Annotated in this window: 19 protein-coding genes; 4 read left to right on the plus strand and 15 right to left on the minus strand. The window is 64.3% G+C overall.

Annotation, left to right across the window (positions count from 1 at the left end; all coding sequences use genetic code 11):
- The 3 genes from A5906_RS25660 to A5906_RS25670 all read right to left on the minus strand — a co-directional run bounded on the left by A5906_RS25660 (position 1) and on the right by A5906_RS25670 (position 4,342).
- Positions 1 to 1,410 carry a TadE/TadG family type IV pilus assembly protein gene (locus A5906_RS25660; RefSeq protein ID WP_080138033.1) on the minus strand — a complete coding sequence of 470 codons (1,410 nt, stop codon included), beginning with the start codon at positions 1,408 to 1,410 and terminating at the stop codon, positions 1 to 3.
- Positions 1,411 to 1,878: 468 nt separating this feature from the next.
- The gene (locus tag A5906_RS25665) at positions 1,879 to 3,438 is read right to left on the minus strand and encodes an acyl-CoA carboxylase subunit beta (RefSeq protein WP_080138034.1); all 1,560 of its coding nucleotides are present in this window, start codon (positions 3,436 to 3,438) and stop codon (positions 1,879 to 1,881) included.
- Complete coding sequence (locus tag A5906_RS25670; RefSeq protein ID WP_080138035.1) at positions 3,368 to 4,342, minus strand: IclR family transcriptional regulator; 975 nt, start codon at positions 4,340 to 4,342, stop codon at positions 3,368 to 3,370. Before A5906_RS25670 ends, A5906_RS25665 begins: the two co-directional genes overlap by 71 nt.
- A 94-nt stretch (positions 4,343 to 4,436) precedes the next feature.
- Here A5906_RS25670 and A5906_RS25675 point away from each other — a divergent pair, with 94 nt between their 5' ends.
- From A5906_RS25675 to glsA, 4 genes are all read left to right on the plus strand, one after another.
- Positions 4,437 to 4,658, plus strand: coding sequence for an acyl-CoA carboxylase biotin carboxyl carrier protein subunit (locus A5906_RS25675; RefSeq protein WP_080138036.1), 222 nt, complete (start codon positions 4,437 to 4,439; stop codon positions 4,656 to 4,658).
- Between the two features lie 164 nt (positions 4,659 to 4,822).
- The gene (locus A5906_RS25680; RefSeq protein WP_080138037.1) at positions 4,823 to 5,989 is read left to right on the plus strand and encodes a TAXI family TRAP transporter solute-binding subunit; all 1,167 of its coding nucleotides are present in this window, start codon (positions 4,823 to 4,825) and stop codon (positions 5,987 to 5,989) included.
- Positions 5,990 to 6,026: 37 nt separating this feature from the next.
- A complete protein-coding gene (locus A5906_RS25685) occupies positions 6,027 to 8,099 on the plus strand; it encodes a TRAP transporter permease (protein WP_080138038.1) in 2,073 nt (690 codons plus the stop codon).
- Between the two features lie 21 nt (positions 8,100 to 8,120).
- Positions 8,121 to 9,965, plus strand: coding sequence for a glutaminase A (glsA, locus tag A5906_RS25690; protein WP_080138039.1), 1,845 nt, complete (start codon positions 8,121 to 8,123; stop codon positions 9,963 to 9,965).
- A 14-nt stretch (positions 9,966 to 9,979) separates the two neighbouring features.
- On the opposite strand, the gene A5906_RS25695 is transcribed toward glsA, so the two are convergent.
- The 12 genes from A5906_RS25695 to A5906_RS25750 form a co-directional block, all read right to left on the minus strand.
- Positions 9,980 to 10,282, minus strand: coding sequence for a nucleoside triphosphate pyrophosphohydrolase family protein (locus tag A5906_RS25695; protein WP_080138269.1), 303 nt, complete (start codon positions 10,280 to 10,282; stop codon positions 9,980 to 9,982).
- Between the two features lie 27 nt (positions 10,283 to 10,309).
- Positions 10,310 to 10,837: a carboxymuconolactone decarboxylase family protein gene (locus A5906_RS25700; RefSeq protein ID WP_080138040.1), complete on the minus strand. Its 528-nt coding sequence runs from the start codon at positions 10,835 to 10,837 to the stop codon at positions 10,310 to 10,312.
- Positions 10,838 to 11,288: 451 nt separating this feature from the next.
- Positions 11,289 to 11,675, minus strand: a complete 387-nt coding sequence (locus tag A5906_RS25705; protein ID WP_080138041.1) for a Zn-ribbon domain-containing OB-fold protein — start codon at positions 11,673 to 11,675, stop codon at positions 11,289 to 11,291.
- On the minus strand, positions 11,672 to 12,808 hold the full coding sequence (locus tag A5906_RS25710; RefSeq protein WP_080138042.1) for a thiolase family protein: 1,137 nt from the start codon (positions 12,806 to 12,808) through the stop codon (positions 11,672 to 11,674). The genes A5906_RS25705 and A5906_RS25710 overlap by 4 nt, the downstream gene beginning before the upstream one ends.
- Positions 12,809 to 12,934: 126 nt before the next feature.
- Positions 12,935 to 14,134, minus strand: coding sequence for a CaiB/BaiF CoA transferase family protein (locus A5906_RS25715; RefSeq protein WP_080138043.1), 1,200 nt, complete (start codon positions 14,132 to 14,134; stop codon positions 12,935 to 12,937).
- Positions 14,135 to 14,260: 126 nt separating this feature from the next.
- Entirely contained in the window at positions 14,261 to 14,467 is a 207-nt protein-coding gene (locus A5906_RS25720; RefSeq protein WP_080138044.1) for a hypothetical protein, read from the minus strand.
- 123 nt (positions 14,468 to 14,590) lie between these two features.
- The gene (locus tag A5906_RS25725; protein WP_080138045.1) at positions 14,591 to 15,760 is read right to left on the minus strand and encodes an acetyl-CoA acetyltransferase; all 1,170 of its coding nucleotides are present in this window, start codon (positions 15,758 to 15,760) and stop codon (positions 14,591 to 14,593) included.
- Positions 15,761 to 15,820: 60 nt separating this feature from the next.
- Positions 15,821 to 16,471 carry a bifunctional 4-hydroxy-2-oxoglutarate aldolase/2-dehydro-3-deoxy-phosphogluconate aldolase gene (gene eda / locus A5906_RS25730; protein WP_080138046.1) on the minus strand — a complete coding sequence of 217 codons (651 nt, stop codon included), beginning with the start codon at positions 16,469 to 16,471 and terminating at the stop codon, positions 15,821 to 15,823.
- Between the two features lie 10 nt (positions 16,472 to 16,481).
- Positions 16,482 to 17,444: a sugar kinase gene (locus tag A5906_RS25735; protein WP_080138270.1), complete on the minus strand. Its 963-nt coding sequence runs from the start codon at positions 17,442 to 17,444 to the stop codon at positions 16,482 to 16,484.
- A 29-nt stretch (positions 17,445 to 17,473) separates the two neighbouring features.
- On the minus strand, positions 17,474 to 18,460 hold the full coding sequence (denD, locus tag A5906_RS25740; RefSeq protein ID WP_080138047.1) for a D-erythronate dehydrogenase: 987 nt from the start codon (positions 18,458 to 18,460) through the stop codon (positions 17,474 to 17,476).
- Between the two features lie 66 nt (positions 18,461 to 18,526).
- The gene (locus A5906_RS25745) at positions 18,527 to 19,453 is read right to left on the minus strand and encodes a carbohydrate ABC transporter permease (protein ID WP_080138048.1); all 927 of its coding nucleotides are present in this window, start codon (positions 19,451 to 19,453) and stop codon (positions 18,527 to 18,529) included.
- Positions 19,446 to 20,363 (minus strand): carbohydrate ABC transporter permease, encoded by a 918-nt coding sequence (locus A5906_RS25750; RefSeq protein WP_181411695.1) that lies wholly within the window; start codon positions 20,361 to 20,363, stop codon positions 19,446 to 19,448. Before A5906_RS25750 ends, A5906_RS25745 begins: the two co-directional genes overlap by 8 nt.
- Between the last annotated feature and the right edge of the window lie 28 nt (positions 20,364 to 20,391).

Raw genomic sequence — 20,391 nt, forward strand, 5'->3', positions numbered from 1 at the left:
CTACTGCACAAGGCTGGCCGTGCTCGACGCGACCTTGATGAAGAGGTCCGTCAGGGCCTTGGAGATGTCGCCGCCACTTTGAACACTCGCGTAGAAACCGGGCGACGCGCAGGATTGCAGATTCTGTGCGATCTGGCCTGTTTTTGATGTTGGCTGATCGTACTTGTCGATCCAGCTCATGTACCAGCCGTCCGTTTTCTGGATACCGGTGAGGGGATCGGCAATGAGCTGCAGATACTCGGTATAGAGGACGGCGATCTTGATGTTTTTGCTCTTGATGGTCGTGCACATCGTCGTGTCGAGCGGCTGCTGGCATCGACTGTTGGAGGCGAAGCTCGCGTTGGGGCAAGTCGCGGAGATCTTGTCTTCGACGCCGTCGGTGACAAGGAACACCACTTCCTGCGGCGTATCTCCCGGCGCGTTACTGCCAAGGCCGGGAGTGGGCATGATGTCGTAGATGCTTTTGAGCGCGCCGGCGATATCCGTACCGTTGTCGGTCTTGCAGTTGGTCGTCGGAACGACGCAGTTCTGGTAGGCGACCGGCATCAGCGAGATGTTGTTGACCTGGGCTCCGGCGAGGCTCGGGGTGGTCAGCTTGGCCAGTTCGTTCAAGGTCAGGTCGAACGTATAGAGCGCCGCTTTGTAGGTGGTGTTGTTCAAGGCCGCCATGCACTGCATGACGCCTCCCGAAATGCCCGACTGCGGGCAGTTCGACCACGTATTGAGCAACTGGTTGACGGCACTCGTCACGAGATCGATCCGCAACGTGATATTGTTGGCTCGTGCGATCGCGAGGTTATCCTTGGTCCCCCCGTCGTGAGCGATGTTGGTCTGATGACAGGCGAAGCCGCAGTTCTGCGAGGCGCCCGCTGTCTGGTACGCGGGCGCGGTGAACTTGATGAGATTGCTGATGTCCTTCGCGGACGCGCCGATGCCCATGGACGGCGAGTCGTCCATCAGCAGATAGAAATTCATGTTGGGCGCGCTGGACGCCTTTGCCGTCGCCGAACCGCCGATCTGCCAGGTCTGCTTGCCGAGCACGCCGGGGAAATTGTTGACCGAGGCTGCCGTGTAGGACACCGTGATGCTGCGCGAGAGCCCGGAATCGGTGACCGTGATCGTCGGCGTCGGCACCGCCGCCAAGCCGGAAAGATTCGCCTTCGACGCGAACACGGCCGCTGCGGTCGCCTTGACCACCGCGGGGTCGCTTTGGGTGAGCATCGCCGGACGGACGGCGGCGATCGCAGCCGCGTCGGCGGCCGCATTTAATTGCTCGCGCTTGCGCAGGGCCAGCGTGTAGTCCAGCGTCATGCCCAGCAAAAAGATGATCGGCACCATCATCAGCGCGAAGATGATGGCGACATTGGCCTTTCGGTCTCTCGCGAAACGAAACACTGCGCGGCGGAGCATGCCCTTGACCCTGATTGCCGTGTTTGCGGCAGCGACACTTTCCTGGCGTGATCGGGGGCGGATCGACGGGTTTTTCGGCCCCATTCAGCGCCCTATCACGGGCGGAATATGAGGAGGGGCTTCTTAATCAACGCTTACGGGCGGTCCATAAACATGGACCGCAACAAATTGAGATGTGTCTTATTGAGGGGGCATCATTAACGCCAAATAAACAGGTTCTCGGAGATTGCAGCCATGGAGTGGAGGGACGCGTAATACGAGCCCCCCGATCGCCGGGCGGCTTCGGGGCGCGTCGGCGGAGGTCGAGGTTACTTCGTGCCCGAACGATGCCGCGCCGAGGATTAAGCTCGGCTTTACGAACCCGTCATTGCGAGCGCAGCGAAGCAATCCAGAATCTTTCCGCGGAGGGACCCTGGATTGCTTCGCTGCGCTCGCAATGACGGTGGTGTTCGCCGCGACAACCGGGCTTTACGGCCTGATCGTCATGTTCTCCGGCGGGCCGGCTTTTCGCAGCGGCTCGGCGAGACGTGCGAACTCGCACAGCAGCGAGCGCGTCTTGCGGGGATCGATGATCTCCTCGACCCAGAATTTTTCGGCGGAGCGGAACGGCGAGCGCAGCTTGTTCAGCCGCTCCTCGATCTCCTTCAGCTTTGCCGCCTTGTCCTCCGCCGCATCGATGTCGGCGCGGTAGGCGGCTTCAATGCCGCCCTCGAGCGGCAGCGAGCCCCAATAGGCTGACGGCCAGGCGTAGCGGATCGAGAAGCGGTCGGCGGGCTGATGAACGACGCCGGCAACGCCGAAGGCGTTGCGCAGGATCACGGTGCACCAGGGCACGGTGGTCTGGTTGACCGCGGCCATGGCGCGGACGCCGTGGCGGATGGTCGCCGCCTTCTCGGCATCGAGGCCGATCATGAAGCCGGGGCAGTCCATGAGATAGACGACCGGCAGATGGAAGGTCTCGGCGAAGTCGACCCAGCGCACCACCTTCTGGCAGGCATCCGCGGTCCAGGAGCCGCCATAGTGAAAGCTGTCGCTGGCCAGCACCAGCACCGCCCGGCCCTCGAGCCGCGCGAGACCGACAATGATCGGCTTGCCGAAGTTCTTCGCCACTTCGAAAAACGAGCCCTTATCGACGACGGACTCGATGATCGGCCGCATCTTGTAGACCTGCTTGCGGTTGCGCGGCACCGCATTCATCAGCGCTTCGTCGCTGCGCTCGGGACTGTCGCTGCAGGGCAAGGTCGGCGGCAGCTCGTAGACGGACGACGGCAGGTAGGAGAGGAAACGGCGCGCGCAGGCGAACGCTTCCTCTTCGGTATCGACGGCATGATCGACCGCACCGGCGCGGGTCTGGATCTCGGCGCCGCCGAGCTCCTCCTTCGAGAGGTCCTGTCCGAGCGCCTTCACCACCGGCGGCCCCGCGACGAACATCGCGGACTTCCGGGTCATGATGGAATAGTGGCTGGCGGCAAGACGCGCAGCACCGAGCCCTGCGACCGAGCCGAGGCCCAGCGCGACAACGGGCACGCGCGCCAAGTTCTCCGTGGTGAAGCGGTACCAGCGCGTGCTGCCAATGCCTCCCGGCAAGTTCGCCGCACCCTTGGTCTCGATGGTCTTGACCGAACCGCCACCGCCGGAGCCTTCGATGATGCGGACGATGGGCAGGCGGAAGTCGTGCGCCATCTCCTCCGCCATCAGCGGCTTGGCGGAGATCGACGCATCCGCCGAGCCACCGCGCACGGTGAAATCGTCGCCGACCACGACGACAGTGCGGCCGTCGACACGCGCGCGGCCGAACACGCAATTGGCCGGCGTCAATTTTGTCAGATCGCCGTTGGGATCGTACTCGCCGATGCCGGAGACGGCACCGATCTCGTGAAAGCTGCCTCTGTCGATCAGCTTGTCGATACGCTCCCGAACAGTCAGCCGGCCCTGGTCATGCTGTCGCTTGACCTTGTCAACGCCGCCCATCTCCCGCGCGAAGGCTTCGCGCCGGGCGAGCTCGTCGAGTTCCGGCTTCCAGTTCATTCACTCCCTCCGAATGGATCGGCTTGTTATTGTTGTGCACAGCAATCGCGACCGGTTTGCGCGAGATGCGGTTGTTGAACACGTCGCCTTCCGCGCCCTCCATCAGGCTGCCGAGCGAGCGACCGAGCGCGAGCATCAGCGGCGCGACCTCGTCATGCAGACGCTGCTCGTCATACATCGCGGACAGAAGACCGATCGTGATGACGACGAAGGTCTGATATTGCGGCGACCAGATCGGCACCGCGAGGCCGTTGATGTGCGGGCTCCACAGCCCGCAGGCCACGACATAGCCGCGCTCGCGCAGCGATTGCCGGTTCGCCTCGATGCGGGGCTTGAGGATCTTGGCAGCCTCGGGCGCCTCGCGCTCCATCTCCGCGATGAAGGCATCGCCGATCTCAGGCGCCAGCGCCGCGGTATAGGCCGCGCCCGCGGCCGTGGATGCCATCGAGATGCGGCTGCCGGTGCCCTCGTGCAGGCCGAGCGCAGAAGCCGAACGCGCGAACTGGAGATAGACGAGATGGAAGCGGTCCGGCACGACGAAGCCGACCGTGCCCGGCAGTTGCTCGGCGACTTCCTGGAGCCGCTGGCGGATCATGCTGCGCAGCTGCGCACCCTTCATCATCGAGGCGCTCATCGCCACCGCGCTCGGGCCGATGCGATATTTCTGGTCGCGCGGCAGATAGACGAGCTGCCCCATGCGCGTCAGCGTGTGCGTGAGCCGCGACACCGTCGAGCGCGGCAGGCCGCAGCGGTTTGAAATCTCGAGATTGCCGAGCCTGCTATCGTGGCCCTCGAAGCATCGCAGCACATCGAACGCGCGCGACACCACCTGGATGACATCACCCTCACCGGCATCGCCAGCGAGCGCACCTTGCCTACTCAACCGCTCCGAACGTCGTCCCATGTTCCCTACCGTTTGTTCCGCTCTGCGGAATTAAATTCCACTTGCAGACGACGCTACCTCAGGCATTTTGCGACGACAACAAAAAGGCGATGGCATGCCAGAAATAAAGATCGTCACCGAAGTCGCGGGGCGCATCTGCGCAACTCCCGTGCAAGTTGGAGGAACCGTCGCCGATGGTGACGACGTTGTGGTGGTCGAGGCGATGAAGATGGAGATTCCCGTGCTCTCGCCCGCCAGCGGCACGATCACATCGCTGCTGGTGAAGCTCGACGATCTCGTTGCCGAGGGACAGGCGATTGCGATCGTGGCGAACTGACTGCGTTTCCCTGGTTTCCGCGACAATCTGTCAGCTGCATCTCTGCACGTTCGGGACGACGTTGCCATCGCTTGATCGCGATGACATGATCCGTCTCAAGCAAAATCTGTTTCAAACAAAGAATGAAAATCTTCGCGGCAAAGCGGAGATCATCGGAGGGAAACATGCTTCGTGGGCTGCTCGTGCTCGCGCCTGCCTTGGTGGCGGGCATTTCTTTTGCGTCTACACGCTATGCAATCGCCGAGGACATCAAGCTGCCGGCGACATTGACGTTCACGGCCTATGACACCGGCACCGCCGGCTTCAACATCGCCGTCGGCGTCGGCAAGATGATGAAGGACAAATACGGCACCGACGTGCGCGTGCTCCCGGCCGGCAACGATGTCGCCCGCCTCGCGCCGCTGCGCGCCAAGCGCGCGGCCTCCGCCGCGATGGGATCGGGCACCTATTTCGCGCAAGAAGGCGTGTTCGAGTTCGGCTCGAAGGAATGGGGCCCGCAGCCACTCCAGATCATGCTCTCGACGGTCGATTGCAATTGCGGTTCGCTTGGCGTCGCAGCCGACACCGGTGTGAAAGAACTGAAAGACCTGAAAGGCAAGCGCGTCGGCTTCGTGGTCGGCTCGCCCGCGCTGAACCAGAACTCGCTCGCCGTGCTCGCCTTCGCAGGTTTGACGCAGAAGGACGTCAAGGCGGTCGAGTTCGCAAGCTACGGCGCGATGTGGAAGGGCCTGATCAACAACGACGTGGATGCCGCCTTCGGCACCACCATCACCGGCCCGGCCAAGGAAGCCGAGACCTCGCCGCGCGGCCTGATCTGGCCGCCGCTGCCGGCCAGGGACAAGGAGGGCTGGGCGCGGATGCAGAAGGTCGGCTCGTTCTTCTTCCCGCAGGTCGCGACCTGCGGCGCCGGCATCTCGCCGGAGAAACCGGTCGAGCTCGGCAACTACCCCTACCCGATCTTCGTCGCCTACGCCTCGCAAGCACCCGACCAGGTCTACGCCATCACCAAGGCGATGATCGTGAACTACGACGCCTACAAGGATTCCGCGCCGGGCGCTGGCGGCCTTGCCGCCGACCGCCAGACCAAGAACTGGGTGGTGCCGGTGCATCCCGGCGCCGTGAAGGCGCTTAAAGAGGCGGGGCAATGGTCTGACGCGCAGGACGCGCACAACAACAAGCTGTTCAAGCGGCAGGAGGTGCTGGCGGCAGCATGGACCGAGTACGGCAAATCCAGTCCGCCGTCGGATGACAAGGCGTTCCTCGACGGCTGGATGAAGGTCCGCGCCGCGGCACTTGCGAAGGCCGACATGCCAAACGGGTTCGAGGATTAGTCCACCGGCTGTTACCAGCCCACGCGCGGGGTCGCTCATGTCTGCTTCCACCTCCACCGGCCCAAAGGACGAGACCAGGCGGATCGTGTTCGACGATCCGCACGGCGCGGCCGGCAACATGCAGGAGGCCGAGGTGACGCGCGTGCGCACGTTGCGCGGTGCATGGCGCTGGACGCTGATCGTCGCAACCGCAGCGACCATCCTGCTCTGCATCAACCAGCAATTCTCGCTGCGCTTCTTCATCGGCTACACCCAGCTCAACACGGAGTATTTCTACCTCCTGATCGCCCTGATGCTGCCGTTCACGTTCCTGATCTTTCCCGGCACCGAACGAGCGCCGCTCGACCGCATTCCCTGGTATGACCTGTTGTTCTTCGCGGTGACCTTCGCCGCAGCGCTGCTCTTGATGTCGAGCGTGCGCAAGGCGGCAGAGGCCGGCTGGGAATTCGGCGGCGCGCCGAACATCGTGATCGCGGCGGGCCTCGTGATGTGGGCGATGCTGATGGAGGCACTGCGACGCACCGGCGGCTGGAGCCTGCTGCTGAGCGTGCTCCCGTTCACCGTATACCCGCTGTTCGCGGAAGCCGGCTGGCTCGGCCCGTTCCGCGGCACGCAATCGACGATCGAGCAGGCAACGGCCTATCACGTGCTGTCAGGCGAGAGCCTGCTCGGCATTCCCATCCAGGCCTTCGCCGACACCGTGATCGGCTTCCTGGTGTTCGGCACCGCGCTGATGATGACGGGCGCCGGAAAATTCTTCATCAACCTCGCCTTCGCGCTGTGCGGCACGTTTCGCGGCGGCGCGGCGAAGGTCTGCATCTTTGCCAGCGGCCTGCTCGGCATGATGTCGGGCTCGATCATCTCCAACGTGCTCACCGCCGGCACCATGACCATCCCGGTCATGAAGAAAAGCGGCTTCCGCGCCTCCTATGCCGGCGCAATCGAGGCCTGCGCCTCGACCGGCGCGGTGCTGGCGCCGCCGGTGATGGGCGCGACCGCCTTCGTCATCGCGCAATTCCTCAACGTCAGCTACGCCGACGTCGCCGTCGCCGCGATCATTCCGGCCGCGCTCTATTATGTCGGACTGTTCATGCAGGTCGACGCCTACGCTGCCCGCCACAAGCTGAAGGGCATTCCCCGCGCCGAGCTGCCGCGGGTCATGGATACGATCAAGGACGGCTGGTACTACGTCTTCGTCATCGCGCTCCTGATCGTAATGCTGCTCTACTTCAAGCGCGAGAGCCACGCGCCGTTCTACGCCACCGCGCTGCTGCTGGTGCTCAACCAGCTCTTCTCCAAGGACACGCGCTGGACGCTGGCGACCATCGGCAAGTTCCTGGAGGTCAACGGACGCACCTTCGTCGAGCTGGTCGGCATCCTCGCCGGCTGCGGCCTGCTGATCGGCGCGTTCTCGATGACCGGCGTGGTCTCGAGCCTTGCCAACGACTTGCTGCACATTGCCGGCGACAATCCGTTCCTGCTGCTCGGCATGTGCGCGCTCACCAGCCTCATTCTCGGCCTCGGGCTGACGACGACGGCCTGCTACATCTTCCTCGTCATCCTGGTCGCGCCCGCGCTGGAGAAGCTCGGGCTCAACCGCATGGCGGTGCACATGTTCATCTTCTACTGGGGCATGCTGTCGTCGATCACGCCGCCGGTCGCAATCGCCTCCTTCGCGGCGGCGGGCATCGCCGGCTCGCCGGCGATGAAGACAGGATGGGAATCGATGTGGGTCGGCAGCATCATCTATTTCATTCCGTTCTTCTTCGTGCTCAATCCAGCGCTGGTGCTGCAGGGGTCGAGCCCCTATCTCGCCGGCCTCGGCCTGATGGCACTCGCCGCGTTTGGCACGATGTTCATCTGCGGCGGCATCCAGGGCTATCAGGCGTTCGTCGGCGACTTGCGCGGTGCCGGCCTGCTGGAGTGGCCGCTGCGCGTGCTGCTGGTGATCGGCGGCTTCGTGGTGGCCACGCCAGGCGGCGGGATCATGCCGTTGTCACAGATGCAGGTGACGCTGCTCGGCCTCGCCATCCTTGTGCCCACAGTTTTGATTGCCCTGCTGCTGGTCAGGCGGCAAGCCATGGTTCCTGACGGGTTGCGCGCGCCCTGATTGCGTTGCACAACAAGGGCGATGAAACCGCTCTATCTCGCCAACGCCTGGACCCGTTCGAAGCCGCCTTTGCTGCGGTTTCTGGACAATTGCCTCAGCGAATTCTCCGCCGAAACTTCGGGCAATGTCGCGGATTACATTCCCGAGCTGAGCAAGGCCGATCCTGCCTATTTTGGCATCAGCCTGGCGACGCTGGACGGCCATGTCTATGAGGTCGGCGACTCCAGGGTGCCATTCACCATCCAGTCGATGTCGAAGCCGTTTGTCTTTGCGCTGGCGCTGGACCTGCTCGGCGCAGGCAAGGTCGAGAGCGCGATCGGCGTCGAGCCCTCGGGCGATCCCTTCAACTCGATCCGGCTCAACTCCGAGAACCATCCGTTCAACCCGATGGTCAATGCCGGCGCGATCGCCTGCACCGGGCTGATCTACGACAGCAAGGGCGCCGAAGCTTTTGAGCAGATCCGCCTCGCGCTCAGCCGCTTTGCCGGGCGCGATCTCGCTGTCGACGAGGCCGTCTACACGTCCGAGAGCCAGACTGGCGACCGCAACCGCGCCATCGGCTATCTGCTCAAGACCAACGCCGTGATCTCCGACAACGTCGCCGCTGTGCTCGACGTCTATTTCCGGCAATGCGCCGTGCTGGTCACCGCGCGCGACATCGCGGTGATGGCGGCAACGCTTGCCAATCGCGGCGTCAATCCGGTGACCGGCGAGCAGGTGCTGAGCGCTTACGCGATCTCGCGCACGCTGTCGGTGATGACCTCGTCGGGGATGTACGACTATGCCGGCGAATGGATCTACCGGATCGGCATTCCCGCCAAGAGCGGCGTCGGCGGCGGCATCCTGGCGGCCCTGCCGGCGCGCCTCGGCCTCGGCAGCTATTCGCCAAAGCTCGACAAGCACGGCAACAGCGTGCGCGGCATCAAGGTCTGCGAGGCGCTGTCCTCGCATTACGACCTGCACATGCTCAATCGCAGCGACGACGCGCGCAACGCCGTCATCGCCGACTACGACATCGGCAAGAGCCCGTCTCGCCGCGTGCGCCGGCCGCAGGAACGCGAGATCCTCGCCGCGCACGAACAGGAGGTGCGGATCATCGAGCTGGTCGGCACGCTGTCGCTGTCGGCGGTGGACTATGTTTCGCGGCGGCTTGCAGGGCGGCCGCGGCCGCAATTCGTGATCTTCGACCTTCATCGCGTCACCTCGACGACGCGCGCCGGGGCGCGGCTCGTGGCCGAGGCGTTCGAGGAGCTCGCCGCACTCAATGTCACCGTTGTCCTGTCCGGCGTCCGGCGTGCCTCCAAGGAGTGGAACAGCCTGCGGGAGTGGACCGCTGAGCTGAAGAACGTGCGTGACTTCTACCTGCTCGACACCGCGATCGAATGGGCCGAAGACCAGATCGTCTACCGCTATGGCGGCTCGATCGACTTCCACGAGACCACCGAGCTTGCCGAACAGCCGCTGCTCGAGGGCCTCAGCACGGACGAGCTGGCCGAGCTCGGCGCGATCTGCACCGTCAGAACCTATCAGTCCGGCGCAAAGATCCTCACCACTGGCGATCCCGCCGACGCGCTGTTCTTCCTGCGCAGCGGCGCGGTGCACGTCACGCTGCCCGACGGCGTGAGGCTGGCGACGCTCACCGCCGGCATGGCGTTCGGCGAGATGGCGCTGCTGGAGCAGACGCGCTCGGCCGACGTCTTCGCCGACATGGCGGCGACGGCGTTCGAAGCGCCGCTGAAGGATTTCGAGCGCTTCCGCGAGCAGCACCCGCGCGCCAGCGAGCGTATCATGCGCAACCTCGCGCAGCTTCTGGCCGAGCGCCTGATCGTCGCCAACGCCAAGGTGGATATTCTGACGTCGACGTGAGCTGCGGCCGCGGCTCAGCGGCTCGCGGCTTCGCCCAACCGCCGCTTGATCTTTGCAGCGCTGGCTTCGAGCAGTTCGGACGGCTTCTGGCCGGTCGCCGCGCACAGGCAGGCCCAGTAGTAGATGACGTCGCCGAGCTCATCGACGAGACCGGCCTGGTCGAGCCAGTTGTCGCGCAGCAGCTTCTTGATGTGGTCGGCGACCTCGCCGGATTCACCGGCAAGGCCGAGGCCGAGATAGGACAGCCGCTCGTTGGACGGACGCTCGTCGACTTTCGCGATACTCGCGGCCCAGGCCGCATATTCATCGATCGTCATGAGCATCCCTCGCCGCGGATTTTCCGATCAGCCCACCACTTCGGTGACGGGCTGGAGATCGATCTCGAACGTCTCCAAGAACTTTGACGTCATGATGTAGAAGCCGACCGAGAGCTGCAATTCGACCAGCGCGGCCGGCGTCAGTTTCGATGCGATCGCCTTGAAGGTCGCATCGGTCGGCTTGTTCAACTTGATGATCTCGTCGGTGAAGGCGAGCGCGGCGCGCTGGACCTCGTTGAAGCAGCTCGCGGCCTGCCAGTTCTCGAGCGCCTCGTTCTGTTCGTCGGTGACGCCGACATTCTTGCCGATGCGCTTGTGCGCGACGATCTCGTACGGCGCCTGGCACAGGATACCGGTGCGCGTGATCGCAAGCTCGCGCACGACCGGATCTAGCTCGCCCTTGTGCCGGATGGCGCCGCCCAGACGGCAGTACTGCTCAAAGTAGCTCGGCGAGTGTGCCATCATCCGGAAGATGTTGGCATGGCGGTTCTTATCGAGGATTTCGCGGGTGCGGTCGGATGCCTTGGACGGATCGCTGTACTGAATGCGGGCCATGATTTTCCTGAAGTTTTCCCTGATCTTTTGATGCTTTTTGTCGCCACCGGCGAAAGTTCCCGACGACTCTATTCGTGCGTGGACGCAGGAGCAACATCATCGAGTCAAATTGCCGCCGCATTGCTGATCGACCCTGACACAGTCGATATTCGCCGCGTGGGGACAAATCGCGGCGGATACTCGCAAGGGGTGTTCCGAGTAAAACAATTGGCCGTCGGGCGCGCTTGCCGCGCAACGATGAGTCACGCCCAAGTCTAGGGAGAAAAGGCATGAAGGAAGCCACCAAGGGGGCGGCCTCGGGAGCGCTCGCGCATATGCTGGCGGTGACGGCGATGCTCGTCATCGCCAGCATCTTGTTCTACGGGCGTTAGTTGGAGTCGTAGAGTTTTCGTCATTCCGGGGTGGCCCTCGCACAAGCCAGACCCAGAATTCCCGTTCCAGGTTCGGTCGCTCAGACCGCCCCCGAATGACGGATCCCGCTACGTTCTCTTATGAAGAACGGCACGAGCTTTCCGGCGAACGGCCTGAAGCTTGCGACAACCGAATCGCCGATGGCGAGTCCGTTGTCACCATGCGCCATCATGCGAAAACCTTCGGCGCAATCGACCAGCACAATGTTGTAGGGCACGCGGGCGCGCGTTTCGGGCGTGGCGGCGCGGCAGACCAGCGAGGTCGCGTAGACCCTGCCCTTGCCGCTGGCGCGTTGCTCGCGCGGGTCGGGCGCCCCGCAGGCCGTGCAGAAGGCGCGGTGGAAATACTGGACATGACCGCATGAGGTGCAGGCCTGGTAGGTGATGGCCTCTTCGCCCTTGGTCCAATCCGCGATTCGCTCGCTCATCGCACCCGCTCCAGGAACATGCTGACATGGGACGACAGCACGCCGCCGTCGCCGTGCAGCAGTGCGATCGAGGCATCGCGCACTTGGCGGCTGGCCGCCCGCCCCGTCATCTGCAAATGCGCCTCGACCAGATGCGCCATGGCGCCGCCGACACCGCAATGGCCGTAGCTGAGCAGCCCGCCATGGGTGTTCAGCGGCATCGCGCCGTCGCGGCCGAAATGGCCGGAGCGCACGCGGGCGGCCGCTTCGCCGCGGCCGGCAAGGCCGAGGTCTTCCAGCAACATCGCGAGCGTGATCGTAAAACTGTCGTAGATCGCGGCGTAGCGTACGTCGGAGATCGCGAGGCCCGCGGCTTCCTTCGCACGCGCGATGGAGATCTCTGCGCCGAGCTCGCCGAGCGCCGGTGCCGCCGTGACATGCTGATGGGTATGCGCCTGGGCGCAGCCGCGGATGCGAACGCCAGCCTCACCCGTCCGCTCGCGGCTGATGACGAAGGCCGCGCCGCCGTCGGACACCGGGCAGCAGTCGAGCAGCTTGAGCGGCATCGCCACCGGCTTCGAGGCCATGACCTCAGCGACAGTGATGGGGTCGTGGAATTGCGCGCCGGGATGGGTGCAGGCGTGGCTGCGCATCAGCACCGCGAATTCGGCGAGATCTTCTTCGCTCACGCCGTATTCGTGCATGTACCTGTTCGCAACGAGGCCGTAATAGGCAGGAATGGTCGGCCCCAGCGGCACCTCGTAATCGGGATGACCGACCTGCGCCAGCGCCTGGATCGAGGCGTCGCGGCTCTGCCCGGTGAGGCGGTTCTCGCCGGCGACGACCATCACGTGCCTTGCGACTCCGGCCTCGACCAGATGATGCGCGAGCATGGTCATCGCAAGGCCCGTGGCGCCGCCGACCTGCACAGCATGGGCGTAGGACGGGCGAATGCCAAAATGCTCGGCGAAGACGGTGGCGAGCATGATGTGCGGCGAGACGGTGGAGTAGCCGCAGAGAATGCCGTCGATCTCAGTGCGCTTGAGCCCGGCATCGTCGAGCGCGGCTTGCGCGGCCGTGCTCATCAGGTCGAGCGAGGACGAACCCTCGTGCTTGCCGAAAGGCGTGAGGCCGACGCCGGTGATGAAGCTCATGAGGCGCTCCCACTGTCATTCCGGAGCGATGCGTCGTCATCGAATCCGGAATCTCGAGATTCCGGGTTCGGTCCTGCGGACCGCCCCGGAATGACGGATGACAGAGTTGGCGTCATCTATTCCCCCTTACTCCGGCGCCGCCCGCGTGACGCCATCGCGGACCATGGCGGCGATTTCGTCGGCGGAATAACCGATCTCGCGCAGAATCTCCGCGCCGTGCTCGTTGAGCCGCGGCGCCAGGCGCATTGGTTCCGCTTCAGTCTCCGACCACGTCGCCGTCACCTTCATGCTGCGGATCGGGCCTTCGGTCGGATGCTCGACGATCGGGAAGAAACCGGTCGCCTCAAGATGCTCATCGTGCAGGATCGACGAGAGGTCATGCATCGGCATGACAGGCACATCGGCCTTCGTGAGCAAGTCGATCCACTCTGCCGTCGTGCGCGTCTCGAAAATGCGTGCGAGCTCGGCATAAACGACGTCGATATTGGCGGCGCGGCCGGCGAAAGTTGCGAACTTCGCATCGGCGCGGAGATCGGCGCGGCCCGTCGCCTTGAAGAAATTCTCCCACTGCTTGTCGTTGTAGACGATGACGCTGAGATAGCCGTCCGAGGTCTTGTAGGGCCGGCGGTCACGCGAGAGGTGGCGGGCGTAGCCGCCCTTGTCGAGCGGCGGCTCGTAAGTGAGCCCGCCCATGTGGTCGCCCATGACGAAGCCGGCCATGGTCTCGAACATCGGGATGTCGACGCGCTGGCCGCGGCCGGTGCGGTCGCGATGCACGAGGCTGGCACAGATCGCGCCGACCGCGGTGAGGCCGACGATGCGGTCGACCAGCGCGTTCGGCACATAGCGCGGCACGCCGTCGCCGGTCTGCGCCATCAGCGCCGGCAAGGCGGTCGCGCCCTGGATCAGATCGTCATAAGCGGGCTTTGCGGCATAGGGCCCGTCCTGGCCGAAGCCGAACACGCCGGCATAGACGACGCGCGGGTTGATCTCGGAGACGACGTCATAGCCAAGCTGCAGCCGCGCCATCGCCTGCGGACGGACGTTGTAGACCAGCACGTCGGCGTCCTTCAGCAAGCGCAGCACGGCCTCACGTCCCGCGGGCTTCTTCAGGTCGAGGCAGATCGAACGCTTGCTGCGGTTGGTGTTGAGGAACACCGGGCCCATGCCGGCATGGCGCATCGGGCCGATCAGGCGGGTGACGTCGCCGTCGAGCGATTCCACCTTGATGACGTCAGCACCGTAGTCGCCGAGCATCTGGGTCGCGTAGGGCCCCATCAGCACGGTGGTCATATCGATGACCTTGATGCCCTTTAGCGGCCCCATCGTTCGCTCCCGATTGCGCGGGCTCTGGAAGCGGCCCGGCGATTTCAGTCCAGCTAAAGACAGGGACGCCGCGCGCGCAAGGGCGACCGGGGTATGGCCGCATGCGCCGCGCGGCGATATCGGCTGCTATTTCTTCTGGCGGGATTCCCGGATCTTCAGGAGCCGGTCGAGCTCGTCATTCTGCTGGTTGATGCGGTCGGCGATCCGCGACTCGTTCTGCTCGCCGGAAGCGGCCGCAGCCTGCTCGATGAGCTGGCGGATATTGTCCTCCAGGATTGCGATCCGGTCGTTCAGTGCTTCGAGGGAAAGTGAATCTTCGTATTCATTACTCATGATGCTTTTTCCGCAAATCAATCAGGAGCCGTAGGTTGGGCAAAGCGAAGCGTGCCAACCATGATCTAGCGCAAGGAAAAGGTGGGCACGGCGCTTTCGCGCCTTTGCCCACCCTGCGAGAGCTTACTTGAGAGGCTCGAGCACCGAAACATAGTTGGCAACCGCCGCGCCGCCCATGTTGAAGATGCCGCCGAGCTTGGCGTTCTTGAGCTGCATGCCCTCGGGCGCCTGGCCGGCGAGCTGCATCGCGGTCATCACATGCATGGAGACGCCGGTGGCGCCGATCGGGTGGCCCTTGGCTTTCAGGCCGCCGGATGGATTGACCGGCAGCTTGCCGTCCTTGAGGGTCCAGCCCTCCTTGATGGCGCGGGCGCCCTGCCCCCTCGGCGTCAGGCCCATCGCTTCGTACTCGATCAGCTCGGCGACGGTGAAGCAGTCGTGGGTCTCCACGAAGGAGAGATCGGACAGGCTGACGCCCGCCTTCTCCAACGCGCGCTGCCAGGCGACCGTGCAGCCCTCGAACTGCAGGATGTCGCGCTTGGACATCGGCAGGAAGTCCTGGGCATGCGCGGTGGCGCGGAAGCCGATCGACTTGCTCATGGCCTTGGCGGTCTCGGCATCGGCCAGAACCAGCGCCGCGGCGCCGTCGGAGACCAGCGAGCAATCGGTGCGCTTCAGGGGACCAGCGACGTAAGGGTTCTTCTCGCTCTCGGCGCGGCAGAAGTCGAAGCCGAAATCCTTGCGCATCTGGGCGAAGGGATTGGCGACGCCGTTCTTGTGGTTCTTGGCCGCGATCAGCGCCAATGCATCGGACTGGTCGCCGTATTTCTGGAAGTAGGAGCTGGCGATCTTGCCGAACACGCCGGCAAAGCCGCCAACGGTGTCGCCGTCCTCAGGCAGGTAGGACGCCTTGAGCAGGTTCTTGCCGATCTCCGGACCCGGCGTGCGGGTCATCTGCTCGACGCCGACGACGAGCACGATCTTGGCGGCGCCCGCGGCAATCGCGCGCAGGCCCTGGTGCACCGCGGCAGAGCCGGTGGCGCAGGCGTTCTCGACGCGAGTCGCCGGCTTGAAGCGCAGCTTCGGGTCGGCCTGGAGCACCAGCGAGGCGGTAAAATCCTGCGGCGAGAAGCCGGCGTTGAAATGGCCGAGCACGATCTCGTCGACATCGGACGCCGAGATGCCGGCATCTGCCAGCGCCTCATTGGCAACGCGGGTGACGAGGCTTTCGACGGTTTCGGTGTCGAACTTGCCGAATGGCGTATGCGCCCATCCGACGATGCTGGCGGTCATGGTCTCTTCTCCCTCAAGTCTTTCACCTGAGCTAAGTCTTAGCCCAGGGATGGCAAGACTTCACGCAGGTTTAAGGGCCTGGAGGGTGCGCTGGCAGATGGCAGTTATGCCGGCCCAGTTCCCGGCCCTGATTTCCGCCGTCGGGCATAGCCAGGAGCCACCGACCGCGACCACGTTGGGTTCGGCCAGCCAGGTCGCCGCATTGGCCTCGCCCACCCCACCGGTCGGGCAGAACCGCACGTTCGGGAAAGGGCCGCCGAGCGCCCGCAAGCCCTTGATGCCGCCGGCCTGCTCGGCCGGGAAGAACTTTGCAACGTCGAACCCTTCCGCCAGCGCCATCATCAGCTCGGAGGCCGTGGCAATGCCCGGCGCGAACGGCAGGGAGCTGTGGGCTGCGGCCTTGAGGAGATCGGGGGTCAGGCCCGGACTGATGCCGAACGCGACGCCGAGCTTTTCGACACGGGTAAAGTCGGCCGGATTGAGGATCGTGCCGATGCCGACGATCGCTTCGGGGACTTCGGCCATCATAGCCCTCGCCGCCTCGATCGCGACGGGGGTGCGCAGGGTCACCTCCAACGTGCGGACGCCGCCGGCGACCAGCGCACGCGCCAGCGGCACGGCGTCCTGGATCCGCTCGATGGTGAGGACGGGAATGACGGTCGCGGCCTTGAATAGCGCGACGAGGTGGTTCTGTTGGGCAGTCGTGGTCATAGGTCTCGATTCACTTGGTCGCTTGACGAGAGGGCCGGTGCCGCTTCTTCGGCGGCATGGCATAGCCCGGAATGATGGCGCCGGGATAGCAGATCACGAGGCTGGCGAGACGATGGCCGGCCTGGGCCGCCTCGACCGGCTCGGCGCCGGTAAGCCGGGCCGCGATATAGGCCGCCGCAAAGCTGTCGCCGGCCGCCGTGGTATCGACCACGGGCTTGGTCATGGGCTCGGCGCGGACCTCGTGGGTCCCGCCGGGGAAGCGCAAGAGGCTGACCGGCTCGGCGAGGCGGAACACCAGCTCGGGCGTCGGAATGCGCGCCATCAGCTGCTCGTGGCTTTCGCCCGGCCAGAGCGCGAGCAGGTCCTCGGTCGAGGTCAGCACGATGTCGGCAGCCGCGAACGCCGCGGCAAACACGTCGCGCGCAACATCGCGATCGGGCCAGCCGCGTGCGCGAAAGTTGGTATCGAACACGAAACGGGTCCCGAGCAGGCGCGCGCGCTTGATCGCCGCGAACAGGCGATCACGCCCGGCCTGATCGTAGATCGAGAGCGTGATCGCGGAGAGATAGACGATGTCGTAGCTCATCAGCGAGTTGAGCAGCTCGTCGGTCTCCGGCAGGCTCATCAACTCGCGCGCCGCCGCGCTGTCGCGCCAGTGGAAGAACTGGCGCTCGCCCTTGGCATCTGTCTGGATCATGTAGAGCCCGGGCAGCTTGCCCGGCAGCCGCACCACGCGCCGTGTGCCGACGCTCTCCGCATTCCAGGCGGCAATCATCTCATCGCTCAAGGCATCGTCGCCGAGCGCGGTGAGATAATCGACCTTGATCTCGAGCCGCGCGAGATACACGGCCGTGTTGAGGGTGTCACCGCCGAAGCCGCGCGAATACAGGCCGCCGCCCTGCCCGGCAGACTGTGCCCCCTGCGCCTGCCGGAGCTCGACCATGCATTCGCCGATGCAAGCAACGCTCGCCATCGTCATATCCACGCTGTTCATCGGTTAGGTCAGGCGACGAAGTTGCCGCCGAGCTCGTCTTCGATGTGAATGCGGATGATATCGTCGAAAGTCTTCTCGGCGGTGGTGAAGCCGAGCTCGCGCGACCGCTTTGCGTCGAAATTGCGCGGCCAGCCGCCGACAATGCCGACGATGAAGGGATCGGGCTCGCGCTTGATGCGGGCGGCGACCTTGTCGCCGGCAACCCGCTTCAAGGCTGCGATCTGCTCGCCGACGGTGGCGGACAGGCCGGGCATGGTCAGGTTGCGGCGTGGGCCGACGGCCGCGAGATCCATGGTGCCGGCGTGCAGCAGGAAACCGACCGCGGAGCGCGGCGTGGCGTGCCAGTGGCGGACGTCCTCGGAGACCGGGAGCACGGCTTCCTTGCCGGCCAGCGGCTCGCGCAGGATGTTGGAGAAGAAGCCCGATGCCGCCTTGTTGGGCAGGCCTGGCCGGATGCAGATGGTCGGCAGGCGGATGCCGATGCCGTCGAGAAAGCCGCGGCGCGAATAGTCGGCGAGCAGGAGTTCGCCAATCGCCTTCTGGGTGCCGTAGCTGAGCAGCGGGGTGTGGAAGAACTCGTCGCCAATCGCATCCGGGAACGGCGCGCCGAACACCGCGATCGAGGACGTGAACACCACGCGCGGCTTGTAGCCACCGCCGACGAGGCGGATGGCGTCGAGCAGCATCCGCGTGCCGTCGAGGTTGATGCGATAGCCCTTGTCGAAATCGAGCTCGGCCTCCCCCGACACGATCGCGGCGAGATGGAAGATCGCATCCGGGCGGCCGGCGATCAGCTTCTCGGCTGCGCCCGGGACGGCGAAATCGCCCGAGACGATCTCGACGGGGAAGCCGGCCTTTTCCGGCTTCTTGGGCTCGACCACGTCGTGCATGGTGAGCTTGGTGATGTCGCTCTTGCCGAGCCGGCCGTCGCGCAGCAGCCGTTCACAGAATTTACGGCCGACCATGCCGGCGGCGCCGAGAACCAGAATGTGCAAGAGCTCAACTCCTTCTTATTGGCCGGAACGCGCCGCTCCAGACGCGCCCTCAGGCAAGCCCCGCGATCATTCCTTCACGGCGCCGGTCATCGCCGACACATAATGCTCCACGAAGAAGGCGTAAAGGATGACGAGCGGCAGCGAGCCGGCCAGCGCCCCCGCCATCAGCGAGCCCCAGCGGTAGATGTCGCCGTCCACGAACTCGTTGACGATCGCGACCGGCACCGTCTTGTTGCTGGTCGATTGCAGGAATGTCAGGGCGTAGATGAACTCGTTCCAGCACAGGGTGAAGCAGAAGATGAAGGCCGAGATGAGGCCTGGAATTGCCAGCGGCAGCACGATCTTGATCAGGATCTGCCACCGGCTCGCCCCGTCGATCAGCGCGCATTCCTCCAGCTCGAACGGGATGGTCTTGAAATAGCCCATCAGCAGCCAGGTCGAGAACGGGATCAGGATGGTCGGATAGGTCAGGATCAGCGCCAGCGGCGAATCGAACAGGCCGTACTGGAACACGACGGTGGCGAGCGGAATGAACAGGATCGACGGCGGCACCAGATAGGCGAGGAAGATCAGGCCGCCGACGAGATTGGCGCCCTTGTAGCGCAAGCGCACAATGGCGTAGGCCGCAAGTACAGATGCGATGATCGAAAGCACCGTCGCACAGACGGCCACGTACATCGTGTTCCAGAGCCAGTGCGGGTAGTAGCTCTCGAACAGCAGCTTGTGGAAGTGCTTGAACGTCGGATTCCAGGTCCAGAACGGATTGTACCTGTCGAGATCGAGCAGTTGCTCATCGGGTTTCACCGACGTCAACGCCATCCAATAGAACGGGAACAGCAGAACGATGACGATGATCGCGAGCGGCAGATAGAGCGTCACGATCCTGCGCGGCACCGACTGCAGGTAGCTCATGCCCTCGGTGTGATCGGCCGTAGGCGCCGAGCCCGACAGCACGTTCTTTAGATCGATGGATCTGGTGGGCAGGTCAGTCATTGCTCTCTCCCTGCTGCCATTTCCGACGCTGCAATCCGAACCATGAGACCATGATCGCGGCAAGCAGGAACGGGATCATCGCGCTGGAGATCGCGGCCCCCTCGCCCAGCTGCCCGGCGATGATCGCGCGCTGGTACGACAGGGTCGCCATCAGATGGGTGGCATTGACCGGGCCGCCGCGAGTCATGGCCCAGATCAGCTGGAAGTCAGTGAAGGTGAACAGCACCGAGAAGGTCATCACGACCGCGATGATCGGCGTCAGCAGCGGATAGGTGATGTACCGGAAATTCTGCCAGCGCGTCGCACCGTCGAGGGTTGCCGCTTCATAAAGCGACGGCGACACCGTCTGCAGGCCTGCGAGCAGCGTGATCGCCACGAACGGCACGCCACGCCAGATATTGGCGAAGATCACGCAGATGCGTGCCCACGTCGTGTCGCCAAGGAAGTTGATGTTCTGGTTGATCAAGCCGAGGTGCTTCAGCGACCAGGAGATGATGGAGAATTGCGAGTCGAAGATCCACCAGAATGCCAGCGCCGAGAGCACGGTCGGCACGATGAAGGGGATCAGCACCATCGCGCGCAACATCGCCTTGAACGGCATGTTCTCGTTCAGCAGCAGCGCGAGATAAAGGCCGATCGCGAATTTGAGGGCGCTGGCGACGAAGGTGTAGAGCAGCGTGTTGAACACCGACAGCCAGAAGATGGAATCGTCCCACAGCCACTCATAGTTCTCGGTCGCGATGAAGTGCCCCACCCTGCCGATGCGGGTGTCCGTGAAGGACAGCCAGATGCCGAGCCCCAGCGGATAGGCCAGAAAGAAGATCAGGAACGCCATGGCCGGCACCATGAACCAGAAGCCGAGCCAGTTGCGGTTGTGTTTGAGCTGGGTCCAGGCGCTGTCCTCGCTCATCTGAGGCTTGGCCCGGGGAATTGCGACA

Origin of the sequence: Bradyrhizobium sacchari, from assembly GCF_002068095.1 — a bacterium.
GTDB classification, from domain to species: domain Bacteria; phylum Pseudomonadota; class Alphaproteobacteria; order Rhizobiales; family Xanthobacteraceae; genus Bradyrhizobium; species Bradyrhizobium sacchari.